The organism is Agrobacterium leguminum (genome assembly GCF_005144435.2).
GTDB classification, from domain to species: domain Bacteria; phylum Pseudomonadota; class Alphaproteobacteria; order Rhizobiales; family Rhizobiaceae; genus Agrobacterium; species Agrobacterium leguminum.
The window spans coordinates 1,456,120-1,472,194 of sequence record NZ_CP120212.1 but is presented as its reverse complement, the minus strand read 5'-3'; the positions used below and the strand labels follow the sequence as shown (position 1 = coordinate 1,472,194).

Annotated in this window: 12 protein-coding genes; 10 read left to right on the top strand and 2 right to left on the bottom strand. The window is 60.5% G+C overall.

Annotated elements, in window-relative coordinates:
- Positions 1-13: 13 nt before the first annotated feature.
- The 6 genes from CFBP4996_RS21380 to CFBP4996_RS21355 all read left to right on the top strand — a co-directional run bounded on the left by CFBP4996_RS21380 (position 14) and on the right by CFBP4996_RS21355 (position 7,569).
- Entirely contained in the window at positions 14-1,012 is a 999-nt protein-coding gene (locus tag CFBP4996_RS21380; RefSeq protein ID WP_035260301.1) for a glycosyltransferase family 2 protein, read from the top strand.
- A complete protein-coding gene (locus CFBP4996_RS21375) occupies positions 1,009-1,953 on the top strand; it encodes a glycosyltransferase family 2 protein (protein ID WP_080853878.1) in 945 nt (314 codons plus the stop codon). The genes CFBP4996_RS21380 and CFBP4996_RS21375 overlap by 4 nt, the downstream gene beginning before the upstream one ends.
- A complete protein-coding gene (locus CFBP4996_RS21370; RefSeq protein WP_080853879.1) occupies positions 1,953-2,948 on the top strand; it encodes a glycosyltransferase family 2 protein in 996 nt (331 codons plus the stop codon). The genes CFBP4996_RS21375 and CFBP4996_RS21370 overlap by 1 nt, the downstream gene beginning before the upstream one ends.
- A gap of 67 nt (positions 2,949-3,015) precedes the next feature.
- Entirely contained in the window at positions 3,016-3,921 is a 906-nt protein-coding gene (locus tag CFBP4996_RS21365) for a UTP--glucose-1-phosphate uridylyltransferase (RefSeq protein WP_080853880.1), read from the top strand.
- A gap of 108 nt (positions 3,922-4,029) precedes the next feature.
- Positions 4,030-6,378, top strand: coding sequence for a polysaccharide biosynthesis tyrosine autokinase (locus CFBP4996_RS21360; RefSeq protein ID WP_065657393.1), 2,349 nt, complete (start codon positions 4,030-4,032; stop codon positions 6,376-6,378).
- Between the two features lie 246 nt (positions 6,379-6,624).
- The gene (locus CFBP4996_RS21355; RefSeq protein WP_080853881.1) at positions 6,625-7,569 is read left to right on the top strand and encodes a 2-hydroxyacid dehydrogenase; all 945 of its coding nucleotides are present in this window, start codon (positions 6,625-6,627) and stop codon (positions 7,567-7,569) included.
- Positions 7,570-7,585: 16 nt separating this feature from the next.
- On the opposite strand, the gene CFBP4996_RS21350 is transcribed toward CFBP4996_RS21355, so the two are convergent.
- Positions 7,586-10,561 (bottom strand): PAS domain-containing protein, encoded by a 2,976-nt coding sequence (locus CFBP4996_RS21350; RefSeq protein ID WP_080853882.1) that lies wholly within the window; start codon positions 10,559-10,561, stop codon positions 7,586-7,588.
- Between the two features lie 364 nt (positions 10,562-10,925).
- On the opposite strand from CFBP4996_RS21350, the gene CFBP4996_RS21345 reads away from it, so the two are divergent.
- The 3 genes from CFBP4996_RS21345 (at position 10,926) to CFBP4996_RS21335 (ending at position 14,086) form a co-directional block, all read left to right on the top strand.
- Positions 10,926-11,924: an ABC transporter substrate-binding protein gene (locus CFBP4996_RS21345; protein WP_035263625.1), complete on the top strand. Its 999-nt coding sequence runs from the start codon at positions 10,926-10,928 to the stop codon at positions 11,922-11,924.
- A gap of 220 nt (positions 11,925-12,144) precedes the next feature.
- Entirely contained in the window at positions 12,145-13,032 is an 888-nt protein-coding gene (locus tag CFBP4996_RS21340) for an ABC transporter permease (RefSeq protein WP_035263623.1), read from the top strand.
- A complete protein-coding gene (locus CFBP4996_RS21335) occupies positions 13,025-14,086 on the top strand; it encodes a quaternary amine ABC transporter ATP-binding protein (protein WP_080853883.1) in 1,062 nt (353 codons plus the stop codon). Before CFBP4996_RS21340 ends, CFBP4996_RS21335 begins: the two co-directional genes overlap by 8 nt.
- Here the strand turns inward: CFBP4996_RS21335 and CFBP4996_RS21330 are convergent.
- A complete protein-coding gene (locus tag CFBP4996_RS21330) occupies positions 14,078-15,322 on the bottom strand; it encodes a TIGR03862 family flavoprotein (protein WP_080853884.1) in 1,245 nt (414 codons plus the stop codon). The genes CFBP4996_RS21335 and CFBP4996_RS21330 overlap by 9 nt on opposite strands.
- A gap of 53 nt (positions 15,323-15,375) precedes the next feature.
- On the opposite strand from CFBP4996_RS21330, the gene CFBP4996_RS21325 reads away from it, so the two are divergent.
- Positions 15,376-15,963, top strand: a complete 588-nt coding sequence (locus CFBP4996_RS21325) for an IMPACT family protein (protein ID WP_080853885.1) — start codon at positions 15,376-15,378, stop codon at positions 15,961-15,963.
- Positions 15,964-16,075: the final 112 nt, after the last annotated feature.

The following is a 16,075-nucleotide window of genomic DNA, read 5'->3' as shown; positions in this document are numbered from 1 at the left end:
TAGGGGGCAAATCATGGAAGGTCTTGGTCATTCCGGCATCAGAACGCTGATCGTCATTCCCTGCCTCAATGAGGCGAAGACGATCGAGGGGCTGCTTGTCAAATTCACCGGCGCGATGCAGGGGCGTCTTTTCCGCATCGTGGTTGCCGATGGCGGCAGCACGGATGGAACCCGCGATATCGTTACCGCCTTTGCGGCGGCGGATGACCGCGTGACGCTTCTCGCCAATCCGAAGCGCATCCAGAGCGCCGGCATCAACCTTGCCGTCGCCACCTTCGGCGAGGATTTCGATTACCTCATCCGCATCGACGCCCATGGCGATTATCCCGACGATTATTGCCAGCGGCTGATCGAGGATGCCGAGCGCACCGGCGCGGATTCCGTCGTCGTCGCCATGGATACCGTTGGCCACGGCCTGTTTCAGAAGGCGACGGCCATCGCCCAGAATTCCAAGCTCGGCAATGGCGGCTCCAAGCACCGCGAAGGCGCGAAAGGTCACTGGATCGACCATGGCCACCACGCGCTGATGCGGATCGCCGCTTTCGACGCGGTCGGCGGTTATGATGAAAGCTTCAGCCATAATGAGGATGCCGAACTGGATTTCCGCCTGCGCAAATCCGGTTTCCGCATCTGGATGACCGACAAGACCCGCATGACCTATTATCCGCGCGCGAGCGTCATGCCGCTCTTCAGGCAATATCTCGCCTATGGCCGCGGCCGGGCGAAGAACCTCCTGAAACATCGCTCGATCCCGAAAATCCGCCAGATGATCCCGCTCGCCGTGCTGCCGGTTTTCATCCTCGCACTGCTGTCGCTTGTGCATTGGGCGGCACTTATTCCGCTCGGCCTCTGGATCGCCGCATGTGTGGGTTATGGCTTGTGGATGGCAATAGGTCAGAAAAACCCATACGGCCCGCTCGCCGCCTTTTCGGCAATGGTGATGCATCTGGCCTGGTCCACCGGCTTCTGGCTGGAACTCCTGAAATTCCGGGGAAGAAAGGCTGTCTCATGACCGACAACACCGTCACCCGCACAGATGATTCGAAAACCGTCGATATCGGCATCTGCACCTACAGACGCCCCGCACTCGTCGCCACACTTCTGTCACTCTTCGAGCTGGATGTGCCGGAAGGCGTGAAAGTTCGGCTGATTGTTGCCGATAATGACGAGGAGCCAAGCGCCAGGGCGAGCGTCGATCGCCTGCGCGAAACCGCCCCCTTCGAGATCACCTATGCCCATTGCCCGAAATCGAATATTTCGATTGCCCGAAATGCCTGCCTGTCGGAATGCAAGGCGGATTATCTGGCCTTTATCGACGATGACGAAACCGCCCCGCCGCACTGGCTCTCCGCCCTTCTGGAGAAGGCCGACGAGACCGGTGCGGAAGCCATTCTCGGCCCGGTAACGGCGGTTTACCGGGACAATGCGCCGGGCTGGATGAAACGCGGCGATTTCCACTCGACCGTTCCGGTCTGGGTGAACGACGAGATCATCACCGGCTATACCTGCAACACATTGCTCAAGATGGATGCCCCCTCGGTGAAGGGCCGGCGCTTCGCGCTGGCGCTCGGCCAGAGCGGCGGCGAAGACACCCATTTCTTCTCGCATCTTCACGCCGCCGGCGGGCGTATCGTCTTTGCAGAAGATGCCATGCTGTCCGAACCGGTGCCGGAAAATCGCACAAGCTTCATGTGGCTTGCCAAACGCCGCTTCCGCTCCGGCCAGACCCATGGCCGCGTGCTGGCGGACAGGAAACCCGGTATACGCCGCGTGGTGCAGGTGCTGAAGGCAGGTTCGAAAGTGCTGTATTGCGCCGTCTTCGCCGCCTTGAACGGTTTCAACGCCGTGCGCCGCAACCGTTATGCGCTGCGTGGCGCACTGCATATGGGCTCGATGAGCGGCGCTTTCGGCGTGCGTGAAATCCGCCAGTATGGCGCGGTGGAGGCGACCTGATGGAGAACCTTGCCTCGCCGCCCGATATCAGCTTCGTCATCGCCGCCTATAATGCCGCCGATACGATTGAAGCCGCCATTCAAAGCGCACTCGACCAGCAGGGTGTAACGCTGGAAGTGATCGTCGTCGACGACCGCTCCGCCGATGGCACCATTGCGCTCGTGGAAGCTATCGCCATCATCGATCCGCGCGTCCGCCTGCTTGCTCTTGCCGAAAACCTCGGTCCGGGCGGCGCACGCAATGCCGGCATCGAAGCCGCGACCGGACGCTGGATCGCCGTGCTCGATTCCGACGATGTCATTCGGCCGGAGCGCTCCGCCTGCATGATGTGCCGGGCGGAAGCCGCCAATGCGGCGATTGCGGTCGATAATCTCGATGTCGTCTATACCGACGGCAGGCCCATGGAGACGATGTTTCCGGAAGAATTTCTGGAGGAACGGCCGGTTCTCACGCTTGAGGACTTCATTTCCTCCAACATTCTTTTCCGCGCCACCTTCAATTTCGGCTACATGAAACCGATGTTCCGGCGCGATTTCCTCAATGTCGAGGGACTGCGCTTCCGCGAGGATATCCGCATTGGCGAGGATTATATCCTGCTCGCCTCGGCGCTCGCCGCCGGCGGCCTCTGCGTCATCGAACCGAGGCCGGGTTATGTCTACAATATTCGCGAAGGCTCGATTTCGCGCGTGCTCGAACTTCATCACGTCGAAGCGATGATGCGGGCGGATCAGGAATTCCTGAGCCATTACACTTTGCTGCCCGCCGCCATGGATGCGCAGCAGGCGAGAGCCCGCAGCCTGCGGCTGGCGCATAATTTTTTGACATTGGTGGAAAACATCAAGAGCCGCTCGGTACTCGGCGCCTTGAAGACCACGATAAGAGATCCTGCCGTGCTGGGGCACTTAAGAATGCCGATTGCAGTGCGGCTGAGGAGGCTGCGGGATGCCATGTTTGCGCCCGCGGCGAATACAGGGGTGAAAAGGCAGATTTCATAAAATTTGCGCGCGGACCATGTCTGCGCGGGGACTGGGGACAGATCAAACCTTGATGAAGGAGAACGCGATGGACCTGAACAAAACTGTCAGAAAAGCCGTCATTCCCGTAGCTGGCAACGGCACACGGTTTTTGCCCGCCACCAAGGCGATGCCGAAGGAAATGCTGACGATCGTGGATCGTCCGGTCGTGCAATATGCCGTTGACGAGGCCATGCAGGCCGGCATCGAGCACATTATTTTCGTGACGAGCCGCAACAAGACCGCCATCGAAGACTATTTCGACAGCGCGCCGGAACTCATCAACACGCTCACCCGCTCCGGCAAGACCGTGCAGGTATTGCAGCTGGAAAAGATGCTGCCCGTTGCCGGCACCGTCAGCTATACGCGCCAGCAGGTGCCGCTCGGTCTCGGCCACGCCGTCTGGTGTGCACGCGAACTGGTGGGCAAGGAGCCTTTCGCCCTGCTTCTGCCTGACATGGTTTCCTATGGCGCACGCGGCTGCATTGCCGGGCTGATGGAACTTTACGATGAAGTCGGCGGCAATATTCTCGGCGTCGAGGAATGCCTGCCGGAAGAAGTGTCGTCCTATGGCGTCGTCGGCGTCGGCCAGAAGGTCAATCATGGCTTCGCCGTCACCGAAATGGTCGAAAAGCCGCAACCTTCGAGGGCGCCTTCGAATTATTACCTGAATGGCCGTTACATCCTGCAGCCGGAAATTTTCGATATTCTCGCCAGGCAGGAACGCGGCGCGGGCAATGAAATCCAGCTGACCGACGGTATGAAGCGCCTTGCCGAAAAGCAGTCTTTCCATGCGCAGAAATATAGCGGCCGCACTTTCGACTGCGGCAGCAAGCAGGGCTTCATCGCCGCCAACGTCGCCTTCTCGCTGCTGCGCGCGGACATGGAAGCTCAGGTTCTCGCTTCGGTGAAGGAACTGGTGGCGAACCACGAAAGCCGCGTCCAGGCGGCCTGACTTTAATCGCGCCGCCGGGGGAGGCGGCCGGCGCACCAATAACGGGAGGCGGGAAGGCGAGCATGTGTTCGGCTTCCCGCGTACCATTTTAATTCACAAGGTAGGTCCATGCACCACAAGACCTTTAAATCCAACATCGGTTTTCCGGAGTCCGGCAAGGATTCCGATACGTTCATCGACCTCGACCGCCTGTGGGCCGCCGTGGTGCGTCGCGCCAATGTCATTGCCGCTTCGGTCATCGCCGCCGTGGTTCTGGCCGGCCTTTATCTGGTGCTTGCGACCCCCGTTTACACCGCGATGACGCAGGTGCTCCTGGATGAAAGCCTTTCCCGTTATGCGGAAGAGGAATCGCCGGTGCCCGCCGCGCAGATCGTCGACAACCGCATCGCCAGCGCCGTGGAAATCTTGAAATCCAAGGAAATGGCGCTGACGGTGGTCGACAAGGCCAAGCTCGATGAGAACGACACCATCGTCAATCCGCCGATGTCGCCGGTCGAGCTCGTCAAATCCTCCGTGCGCGGCATCCTCGATCTCGTCCTGCCGGGCGATCCGCCGGTCTCCGAAGCCGCAATCCGCGCCGGACGCCGCGAAAAGGCCGCCGCCGTGCTGCAGCAGTCGCTGACGGTGGAACGTGTCGGCCGCAGCTCGGTCATCGCCATCTCCACCCGCTCGACCGACCGCCAGCTCGCTGCGCAGATCGCCAAGACCTATGCGCAGGCTTATCTTACCGAACAGCTGAACGCCAATTTCGACGCCAGCGAACGCGCCTCCGTCTGGTTGCAGGAACGCATGACGGACCTGAACCAGCGCGCCCAGGCGGCTGAACTGGCGGTGCAGAAATTCAAGTCGGACAACAATATCGTCTCCTCGCGCGGCGAGCTGATGTCCGAAGGCCAGCTTGCCGACCTGAACGGCCAGCTGATTGCCGCGCAGGCCGATGCTGCGACGGCCTCGGCCCGTTACAACCAGTATAAATCGATCATCGACAGGGGGCCGGATGCGGCCGTCGACAATGCCGTCGTTTCGGCCCGCGACACCGATAATTCGGTCATTCAGGATCTGCGCAAACGCTACATCACCATTTCCGACCGGCAGCAGGGCATCGTCCAGCAATTCGGCGCCGACCACCCGCAGGCGGTCGCGCTGGACGCCGAGAAGAAAGAGGTTTCGCGGCAGATCTATCAGGAACTGCAGCAGCTTACCGGCAGCCTGAAGAACGAATACGACGTCACCAATTCCCGCGTACAGTCGCTGCGCGACAATATCGACCGGGTGGCTGGCCGTAATTCCGAAGCCAACATCACCATGGTCCAGCTGCGCGAACTCGAGCAGCGGGCAACCGCGCTGCGCACCCTCTACCAGTCCTATCTCGGCCGCTTCGAGGAGGCTTCCCAGAAGCAGTCGCTGCCAATCGCCAAGGCCCGCATCATCTCCGAAGCCGGCCTGCCGACATCGCCTTCCAGCCCGAAAAAGACCATGACCATGGCGCTTTCGGTCGTTCTCGGCCTGATGCTGGGCGGCGGTATCGCAGCGCTTCTCGAATTCCGGGATCGCTTCTTCCACACCGGCAATGATGTGCGTGACAATCTGCGCATGCGTTTTCTCGGTTACCTGCCCTTCATCGGTGAAAGGGGCGTGGAAAACGCCAAGCCGGGCAACAGCGCCGCCACCCCGGGCGGCGAGAATGCGACGCTTGACGAAAGCGGACAGGTCTCGTTCCAGAAAATGCTGCGCCTTGCCGTCGACAGCCCGCGCTCCAGCTTTGCGGAAACGCTCCGCAACGTGAAACTCACGGCGGATGTCGTCATTCAGGAGCGCCAGTGCCGGGTCATCGGCGTCATTTCCTGCCTGCCGAACGAAGGCAAGTCGGTCGTGGCGCTCAATCTCGCCGGGCTGATCGCCTCCACCGGCAAGCGCACGCTGGTGGTGGATGCGGATATCCGCAATCCCGGCCTCAGCCGCATGCTGACGACACGGCAATCCGCCGGCCTCGTCGAAGTGGTGCTCGATGAAGTTCCATGGACGCAGGCTGTGAAAGTGGATACGCGCACGAAAATGGGCATCCTGCCGGTTTCCACCAGCAACCAGTTCGCCCATTCGAGCGAGCTTCTGTCTTCCTCCGGCATGCGCAAATTCATCGACTCGGCGCGAGAGGCCTGCGATTACATCATCGTCGACCTTGCACCCGTGGTTCCCGTCATAGACGCCAAGGCCTTTGCGCCGCAGGTGGACGGTTTCGTCTTCGTCACCGAATGGGGCAAGACGCCGATCCAGATGGTGCAGAACCTGATGGCCAACGAACCGCAGATCGCCAACAAGACGCTCGGCATCGTGCTGAACAAGACCGACATGACGGAATTGCAGCGTTATGCCGGTCCCGGCGGTTCGGAGCATTATCACGAGAAATTCTCGGCCTATTACGGCGATGCGAAGCCGCCGGTAAAGGAAGATGCGTAATGGTGGAGATTTAACAGGCCGGTTGCATCCACACTCCGTCACCCCGGCCCCCGAGCCGGGGTCCAGCCAGCCCAAGTCGTTGGGCTGAAAAGAAGTCTTGGCGCCGCGCAGACGCGCGGCGGCTGGATGCTTGATCTAGTCCGGCATGACGGAAGAATCACAAATTCCCCCATTCCACCCATGGCATTGCCCCCTGAAATTGCGCATTTATGGCATGAAGCTAAAATCGCAAGCAGGATCAGTCCCATGCCATCACCCATCGCCTTTGTTTCACGGATGAATGCGGAAACGGAAGCCGTCTGGAAACAGGCGCTGCGCGCCGCCATGCCCCAGGAGGAAATCCTCTCCTTTTCCGAATTGACGGGCGAACAGCGCCGGGCAGTGGATTTCGCCATCGTCGCCAATCCCGATCCGGCCGATATCGCGGCACTTCCGGGCCTCAAATGGATCCACAGCCTGTGGGCGGGTGTCGAGCGGCTGGTGCTGGAACTGGGCGATAAGGCACCTCCCATCGTTCGGCTGAAGGACCCGGAGCTTTCCCGCGTGATGGCCGAAGCCGTGCTGGCATGGACCTATTATTTGCAGCGCGACATGCCCGCCTATCGCGAAAACCAAAAAAAGGCGCTCTGGCAGGAGCTGGACTATCGCCACCCCGGCGAGATGACCGTCGGTCTCCTCGGCCTCGGAGCGCTCGGCACGGCTGCGGCGGAGCGCCTCATCCATGCCGGGTTCAACGTCGCTGGCTGGAGCCGTTCGGCCAAGGCGATAAAGGGCGTGGAAACACTGACCGGCGATGACGGGCTGCAGGCATTGCTGGAAAAGAGCGACATTCTCGTCTGCCTCGTGCCGCTTACCGATGCGACGCGCGGTCTTCTTGATGCCACCCGTCTCGCCGCAATGAAACAGGGCGCGGCACTCATCAATTTCGCCCGCGGCGCGGTCATCGTCGCCGATGACCTGATTGCGGCACTTGATTCCGGCAGGCTTTCGCACGCTGTTCTCGATGTCTTCGAGCAGGAGCCGCTGCCCGCCGCTTCCGCCTTCTGGCAACATCCCAAAGTTACGGTCCTGCCGCATATTTCCGCGCCGACAAGCCGGGAAAGTTCTGCCCGGATCGTGGCCGGCAATGTCCGCACATGGCGGGAAACGGGCGGGCTGCCGGAGACGGTCGACATGGCCCGCGGTTACTGAACGGCGGCAAGGCGGCCTATTCGGCCGCCACCGACTTGCCCGTATGGGCCTGTTCAACGGCGGAGACGATCTGCTGTTCGTCATAAGGTTTGGTCAAGAGAACCGCGCTTGCCGGCGCTCCTTCCGGCAAATGGCTGTCGCCCGTCGCAAACACAATGGCAAGTCCCGGCTTGCGGCGCAGGGCCTCCACCGCCAGTTCGCCACCCTTCATGTCCGGCAGGCCGATGTCGGTGACGAGAACGTCGATCTGATCCGCTTCGATAGCCTTCAGCGCCTGCGCCGCATTTCCGGCCTCGACGACGGCAAAGCCGCTCTCCGAGAGCATCTCCGTCGAATTCATCCGGATCAACTCGTCATCCTCGACCAGAAGAACGCGTATGGACCGGTTTTGATTTTCGACCGCCCTGACCGGTTCGGAAGGTTTCGAAGAACCCGGCGCCGATGTCGGCCGCGCTCTCGACAGCGACACCTGTTTGCGGTTGGCGATCACATGGCGAATGCGCCGCGCCAGCGCTTCGCGGGTATAGGGTTTGGAAAGCAGTTCCACCCCGGCATCCAGCTTGCCGCCATGCACGATGGAGTTTTCGGTGTAACCCGAGGTGAAGAGAACGGCGAGGTTGGGCAGCCGTTCCTGCGCGCGGCGCGCCATTTCCCGGCTTTTCAACGGTCCGGGCATCACCACGTCGGTAAAGATGACATCGATCGGAATGCCGCTTTCCACCACCGTCAAACCGGCCTGCGCATCGCGGGCGGTGAGCACGCGGTAACCGAGATCGCTCAAGGTCTCGACGACGGTGTTGCGCACTTCCTCGTCATCTTCCACCACAAGAATGGTTTCCGTGCCGCCCTCCACGGGGCCGGTCGGCATCACCACTTCCCTGTCCTCATCGGCGGCGGAGCGCGGCAGATACATCTTTACCGTCGTGCCCTGCCCCACCTCGCTATAGATGTTGACGTGGCCGCTAGACTGTTTCGCAAAACCATAGACCATCGAAAGCCCGAGGCCGGTGCCCTTGCCTTCCGGCTTTGTCGAGAAGAACGGCTCGAAGACCTTTTCGAGAATTTCCGGCGACATGCCCGAACCCGTATCGGTGACGGCGAGCATCACATATTGCCCCGCTGAAACTTCCGAGTGCTTGCGAGCATAATCGCGGTCGAGTACCGCATTTCCGACCTCGATGGTCAGCTTGCCCTGCCCTTCCATGGCGTCGCGCGCATTGATGGCCAGATTGAGAAGAGCGTTCTCCACCTGGTTGGGGTCGGCATAGGTGTTCCAGAGACCACCCGAGGTGATGACCTCCACCTCGATCGCCTCGCCGAGCGAGCGGCGAAGCAGATCGTCCATGCCGGTTACGAAACGGGCGATATTGATGACGCGCGGCTCCAGCGCCTGGCGGCGGCCGAAGGCCAGAAGCTGGCTGGCCAGCTTTGCGCCGCGATGAACGCCGGCAAGCGCGTTTTCCAGCCGCCGCTCCGCACGTTCATTGCCGATCACATCCTTCGACAGCAATTGCAGATTGCCGGCGATAACTTGCAGCAGATTGTTGAAATCATGCGCCACGCCGCCGGTGAGCTGGCCGATGGATTCCATTTTCTGCGCCTGCTGTAGCGCCTTTTCAGTCTGGCGGCGCTCGGCCATTTCCGCCTCGACACGCGCCTCGAGGCTCTCGTTCAATTGCCGAAGCTGCTCTTCCGCCCGGATGCGGTGACGAATTTCGCGCTCTAGATTGCTCGCATGTTCCTTGAGGGTGTTTTCGGCCCGCCGCTGTTCGGTGACATCCGTATGGACACCGACCCATTCGGCAATGGCGCCGGCCTTGTCGAAAATCGGCACACCACGGATCGCAAAAGTGCGGTAGACGCCGTCATGGCGGCGCACCCGATGTTCCCAGATATAGGTCGACTTTTCCGCAACCGCTTTGTTCCAGCTGTCGACAGACCCCTGCCTGTCCTCGGGATGAACCGCATCCGCCCAGCCAAAACCCTGATAGTCTTCCGGAGTCTGACCCGTCAAAGCGCTCCAGGCGGGTTGCTCGCCCAGCATCATTCCTTCGGCGCTGTTGGTCCACAGCACGCCGTGCACGGCATCCACCGCAGCACGGAAACGATTGTTGCTGATGAGGATTTCCCGCTCCGAGCGTTTCCGCTCCTCGATATCGATGATCAGCACATAGATGCCGTCGATGGAGCCATCGGCAATGTAACGCGGAACATAGCGGATTTCGGCGGCGCGCGTGCTGCCGTCCGGTCTGCTGATCACAGTATCCGAAACGATCTTCTCACCGCTGAGTGCGCGGTCGAGATAGGCCCTGCGGGCCTCGAAAAACGCCTCGCCGACGATTTCGGGAACGCTGCGGCCGATCACTTCCTCGGCGCGGCGACCGAACCATTCCAGATAGCCGTCATTGGCGAATTTATAAACGTAGTCACGGTCGACATATCCGACCAGAATGGGCAGGGCATTGGTAAGCCGGCTCAGTTCCTTGCGGCTCTGTTCCAGCGCCTCCACGGCCTTCACCTTGTCGGTATTTTCAAGCACGGTGCATAAAACGCCGTCTACCGTGCCGCCCTCATTATAGATCGGCGTGTAGAACAGATCGAAGATCACCTCTTCCGGCAGGCCATGCCGCATCAGCGTCATCGGCTGGTCGCGATAGGCCATGACCTCACCGCGAAAACCGGCTTCGAGAATGCGGCTGTTCCAGTCCCATATTTCCGGCCAGATGCCGGGCACGGTTCCGCCCAGCGCCTGCGGGTGATAATTGCCGGCGATCTCCGCATAGCCGTCATTGTAGATCATCACATGATCCCTGCCCCACATCAGCACCTGCGGAATGGGGGAATTGACGACGGAATTGGCTTTCTGCCTCAGATTTTGCGGCCAGTCGCAAATAGGACCGAGCGATGTCTTCGACCAGTCGAAGCGGCGCACAAGCTCACCCGTTTCACCGCCACCGATCGGCCATACCGGCGCAGCACCAAGATTGGTCATTCAACATCACCACAAAAACCGAGAGAAAATCTCCCGTAATACAGAACAGGATAAAAGTCCAAGAAAACAGAAACTTCCGCTTATTGTTCCCAAGCTTTTCAGAAAATTGAAAAAGTTCCATCGCGGCGTAAATGTCGCAAGGCGAGTGCTAAACCATCAGACATTTCAGGACCTTCGTGCGAGAAATTTCTCCAATATATCCTTACGACCCCGCCTTCGTTTGACAATTGGCATCCTCAATACGCCAGAAATTGCCGCAAACGGGATGGCGACAAAGGAATTATTAAGCCTCAATAAGGGTGCTGGCGGTCGCGGTGCCGTCAGCGCCCGGGTCTTCGCCACACCGCGACCAGAGGGAACAACAATGAAAATACTTTTGGGTGCCACAATTCTTTCCGCCGGCTTCGCCTTTTCAGGCGGCGCGGCCTATGCCGCCGACTGTGGAAACGTGACGATCGCCAGCATGAACTGGCAATCCGCCGAAGTCGCCGCCAATCTGGACAAGCTCATTCTCGAAAAGGGCTACGGATGCTCCGCCGAAATCGTCACCGGCGACACCGTGCCGACTTTGACCTCCATGGCCGAAAAAGGCCAACCGGATATCGCGCCTGAGGCATGGGTCAGCCTGCAGCCGGAAATCGTCAAGCAGGGGCTGGAAGGCGGCAAGGTCGTTGCGGCCGCCAAGATCCTCTCGGACGGCGCGGTCCAGGGCTGGTGGATTCCGAAATATGTCGCCGACGCCAATCCCGATCTCAAGACCATTCCGGATCTCTTCAAACATCCCGAACTCTTCCCCTCGCCCGAAGACAAGTCTAAGGGCGCCGTGTTCAACGGCCCGCAGGGCTGGGGCGGCACTGTCGTCACCGCGCAGCTTTTCAAAGCTTTCGGCGGTGAAAAGGCCGGCTTCACCCTTGTCGACACCGGCTCCGCGGCAGGTCTCGACGGCTCCATCGCCAAGGCTTACGAAGCCAAGCAGCCTTGGGTCGGTTATTATTGGGCGCCCACGTCGCTGCTCGGCAAATATGAGATGGTGAAGCTCGGTTTCGGCGCCGACTACGATGCGGCTGAATGGAAGCGCTGCACATCCGTCGCCGACTGCGCGGACCCGAAGCCGAACGCATGGCAAGTGGATGACGTGCAGACGCTGGTGAGCAAGACCTTCGCCGATCGTGCCGGCCCGGCCATGGACTATCTGAACAAGCGCGCCTGGACCAACGACACCGTCAACAAGCTGATTGCCTGGATGACGGACAACCAGGCGACCGGTGAAGACGGCGCCAAGCACTTCCTGAAGGAAAACGAGGCGCTGTGGACGGGCTGGGTATCTCCTGACGTCGCGGAAAAGGTCAAGGCCGCCCTTTAATAGCCGGTCCCTGCATATCTGCCCGGCAAACGGCGTCCGCCAGCGGCGACGCCGCGCCCGCATCGGCCCTGGAATGCCTCCCGGCTTTCCGGTGACGATGCGCCGGTTCAACAGAGCGTTCCGCCCTGCGTCCTGACGGACGCGCGGCGCTCTGACGATTTTACTCCCGGAGCGCGGAGGATATCGATCCCCGCCTCCGGTTCGTCATGGAGAACAGGATATGGAATGGCTTTTCAAATTTCCGACCATGAATGACGATGCTCTGCGCGCGCTGAAAAAAGTCATCGACGAGGGGTTCCGGGCTTTCACCCGAACCTATGGCGGCGCGATCGAGGGGTTGTTTACTCCCCTTCAGAGCTTCCTCATCTGGGCGGAAAGGCTTTTGATCGGCGCACCCTGGCCGGTCGTTATTCTTATTGTCGGCGCGCTTGCCTGGTTCGGCAGCCGCAGCGCCACCATTGTTTCGCTCTGTTGCGGCATTCTCTTCGCCATCGGCTGGTTCGGCATGTGGGAAGACACGATGAAGACGGTCTCGATGATCTTCGTCTGCGCCGTGTTGTCCATCGTCGTCGGCCTGCCCATCGGCATCGCCATGGCGCGCTCCAACCGCCTGCAGAGCGTGGTCAATCCCGTTCTCGACGTGATGCAGACGATGCCGAGTTTCGTCTATCTCATTCCCGTCGTCATGCTGCTCGGCATCGGCCGCGTGCCCGGCGTCATCGCCGTCGTCATCTACGCCATTCCGCCGATGATCCGGCTTACCAATCTCGGCATTCGCATGGTCGACCGCGACGTGCTGGAGGCTGCCGATGCCTTCGGCTCTTCGAAGCGCCAGAAGCTTTTCAAGGTGCAGCTGCCGCTCGCACTGCCCACCATCATGGCCGGCATCAACCAGACCATCATGATGGCGCTCGCCATGGTCGTCATCGCTTCCATGATTGGCGTGCAGGGCCTCGGTCAGCCGGTGCTGAAGGCCATCGCCAACCAGTATTTCACGCTCGGCGTGTTCAACGGGCTTGCCATCGTCGGCATCGCCATCATCTTCGACCGCATCAGCCAGGCCTATGGCCTTCGCCTGCAAAAACACCGGGAAGTGGCGCATGGCTAGTCAATCGATCGAAATTCGCAGCCTCTACAAGATTTTCGGCCCCAAAGCGGCCGACTATGTCGAACCCGTCAAGGCCGGCATGTCCAAGGCGAATCTCAACGCCAAACATGGTCATGTGCTCGGCTTGCGCGATATCAACATCACCATGCCGGGCGGACAGATCACCGTCATCATGGGCCTTTCCGGCTCCGGCAAGTCGACACTGATCCGCCACGTCAACCGGCTGATCGACCCGACCGCCGGCGAAATCCTCTATGGCGGCACGGACGTGTGTCGCCTCAACGAAGCCGAGCTTCTGGAGTTTCGCCGCCACAAGACGGCGATGGTGTTCCAGAAATTCGGGCTGCTGCCACACCGCAACGTACTGCAGAATGTCGTCTACGGTCTCGAGGTACAGGGTGTCGACAAGCGCGAGCGGGAGGAAAGGGCGGAAGTCTGGATCAGGCGCGTGGGGCTGGAAGGCTTCTCCAGCCATTATCCGAACCAGCTTTCGGGCGGCATGCAGCAGCGTGTGGGTCTGGCGCGGGCGCTCACCAACAATGCCGAAATCCTTTTGATGGACGAGGCCTATTCGGCGCTCGATCCGCTCATTCGCGTCGATATGCAGACGGTGCTGCTGGAACTGCAGAAAGAACTGAAAAAAACCGTGGTCTTCATCACCCATGATCTCGATGAGGCGCTGCGGCTGGGCGACAAGATCGCCATTCTGCGCGACGGCGAAATCATCCAGCAGGGCACTGCCGCCGAAATCGTCATGTCGCCGGCTGACAGCTATATCGAAGCCTTCGTGGAGGAGGTCAATCGTGGCAGGGTCATTCGCCTCGGCGCCATCGTCCAGCCGGAATTTTCCGGCCAGTCGCGGCTTCAGCTCGATGCGGATATGACGGTCGAAGAGGGCTTGCGCGCCCTCGTCCGGGAAAATGTCAGCAGCGCCACAGTCGTCGGTGAAAACGGCAAACCGCTTGGCGCCGTCACCACCGATGCCATCATGCGCTGCCTCGTCAGAACCGCACATGGTGAAGAAGCAGGCACGGCTGAACGCTTGTCAGGCTGAGCTTTCAAGCCACGCGGCCATGCCCTTTGCGGCGGCCCTGCCGGTGGCGAAACAGGCGGTCAAGAGATAACCGCCGGTCGGCGCTTCCCAATCCAGCATTTCCCCGGCAGCAAATATGCCGGGGAGCTTTTCCAGCATGTAGTTTTCATCAAGGCCGCTCCACGCGATACCGCCGGCGGACGAAATTGCCTCGGCAATCGGTCTCGTCCGCAAAAGCGGTATCTCGGCATGTTTTATTCTCGCGGCGACGAACTCATCCGGCATGGCCGCGATATCGGGAAAGATTTCCCGCAGAAGCCCGACCTTCACAGCCGATAAGCCGGCCGCCTTGCGCATGCGGTTTGCAAAACTCTCCTTCCGCCCGAGTTTCGCCAGATCGCGGCTGAGACGTTCCACCGTACGTCCCGGCGCAAGATCGATTGCGAGCGACACTTTGCCCACCTCTTCCAGCCGGTCGCGCAGCGCGGCGGAATGGGCATAGATCACGCTGCCCTCAATACCATGCTTGGTAATGACGAATTCGCCCTGAAAAGCCCCTGCCGGCGAAATGGTGATGGTGGATTTCACCGCTTCACCCGCAAAACGCGCGCGGAAGACATCGCTCCAGTCGACGTCGAAACCGCAATTGGCGGGGCGGAACGGGGAAAGCGCCACGCCTTTCTCCGCCAGCGCCGGAACCCACGCGGCATCGGAGCCGAGACGCGGCCAGCTTGCGCCGCCCAGCGCCAGAAGAACGGCATCGGCCTTGATGGTGATCTCGCCCTCCGGTGTCGCGAAAACCAGGTGCTCACCGGAAAAACCCGTCCAGCGATGCCGCGTCCTGATGGTCACTCCCTGCACCTCCAGCCGAGCAAGCCATGCCCGCAGCAACGGCGAGGCTTTCATGACGGTGGGAAACACCCGGCCCGAAGTGCCGACGAAAGTTTCCTGCCCCAGCCCCTGCGCCCAGTCGCGCAGCATGTCCGGCGTAAAATCATCGAGAGCGGCGCGCAGTCTCGGTTCCGCATCGCCGAACCGGTGACGGAAGCTGTCGTAATCTTCGGCATGGGTGATGTTGAGGCCGGATTTTCCGGCCATCAGCAATTTACGCGCCACGGTCGGCATCGCCTCGAACACCGTCACGGCATGGCCTGCGGCCGAGAGCATCTCGGCCGCCATCAGCCCCGCCGGTCCGCCGCCGATAATCGCGACCTGCCTCGCCTTTGCCAAAACCCTCTCCATCGCCATCTTCGCCATTCCGAGCCTTATACCGATTTCCGCATGCGAATATATGCGATATTGAAACGCCCATGTTCACGCTCGACCGCCCCGTCACCTTTTCGCAGGATATCAAGAAAAGCCGCTTCATCGCCTTTGCTGCACCGGTGACGGGCGAAGAGGACGCGAAAAACTTTCTAGCGGCGCATTCCGATCCGGATGCGAACCATAATTGCTGGGCCTGGCGAAGCAGCCAGACCTATCGTTTCAGCGATGACGGCGAACCTTCCGGCACGGCGGGAAAACCGATCCTTCAAGCGATAGACGGCCAGGCGCTGGACAATGTCGCCGTTCTCGTCATCCGCTGGTTTGGCGGCATCCTGCTCGGCAGCGGTGGTCTCATGCGCGCCTATGGCGGCACGGCGGCGGCGTGTCTTCGGCTTGGAGAAACCTCGCCGGTCATCGCCTATGTCAGCGCGACTTTGAGCTGTCCATTTTCCGATCTGGCGCTGGTGAAATCGCGCCTTTCCGCCACACAAAACCTGCGGGTGGAAAAGGAAGATTTCACCGGAACCGGCGCGGATATGCTGCTTTCGGTTCCGGCAGAGGAAGCCGAACGGCTCACCCGGCTTTTAAGTGACCTGACCAGCGGACGCGTCAATCTCCACATTCCCGACTAGAGTGTTTTCGCTTTTCTTCGAAGCGTGAAAACACTCTAACTCTTTGTTTTGGCGCATTTCCGGACGGAAAACCGGGTCCACTTTTCCTGGAAATGCTCCAGCGCCTGTCCGA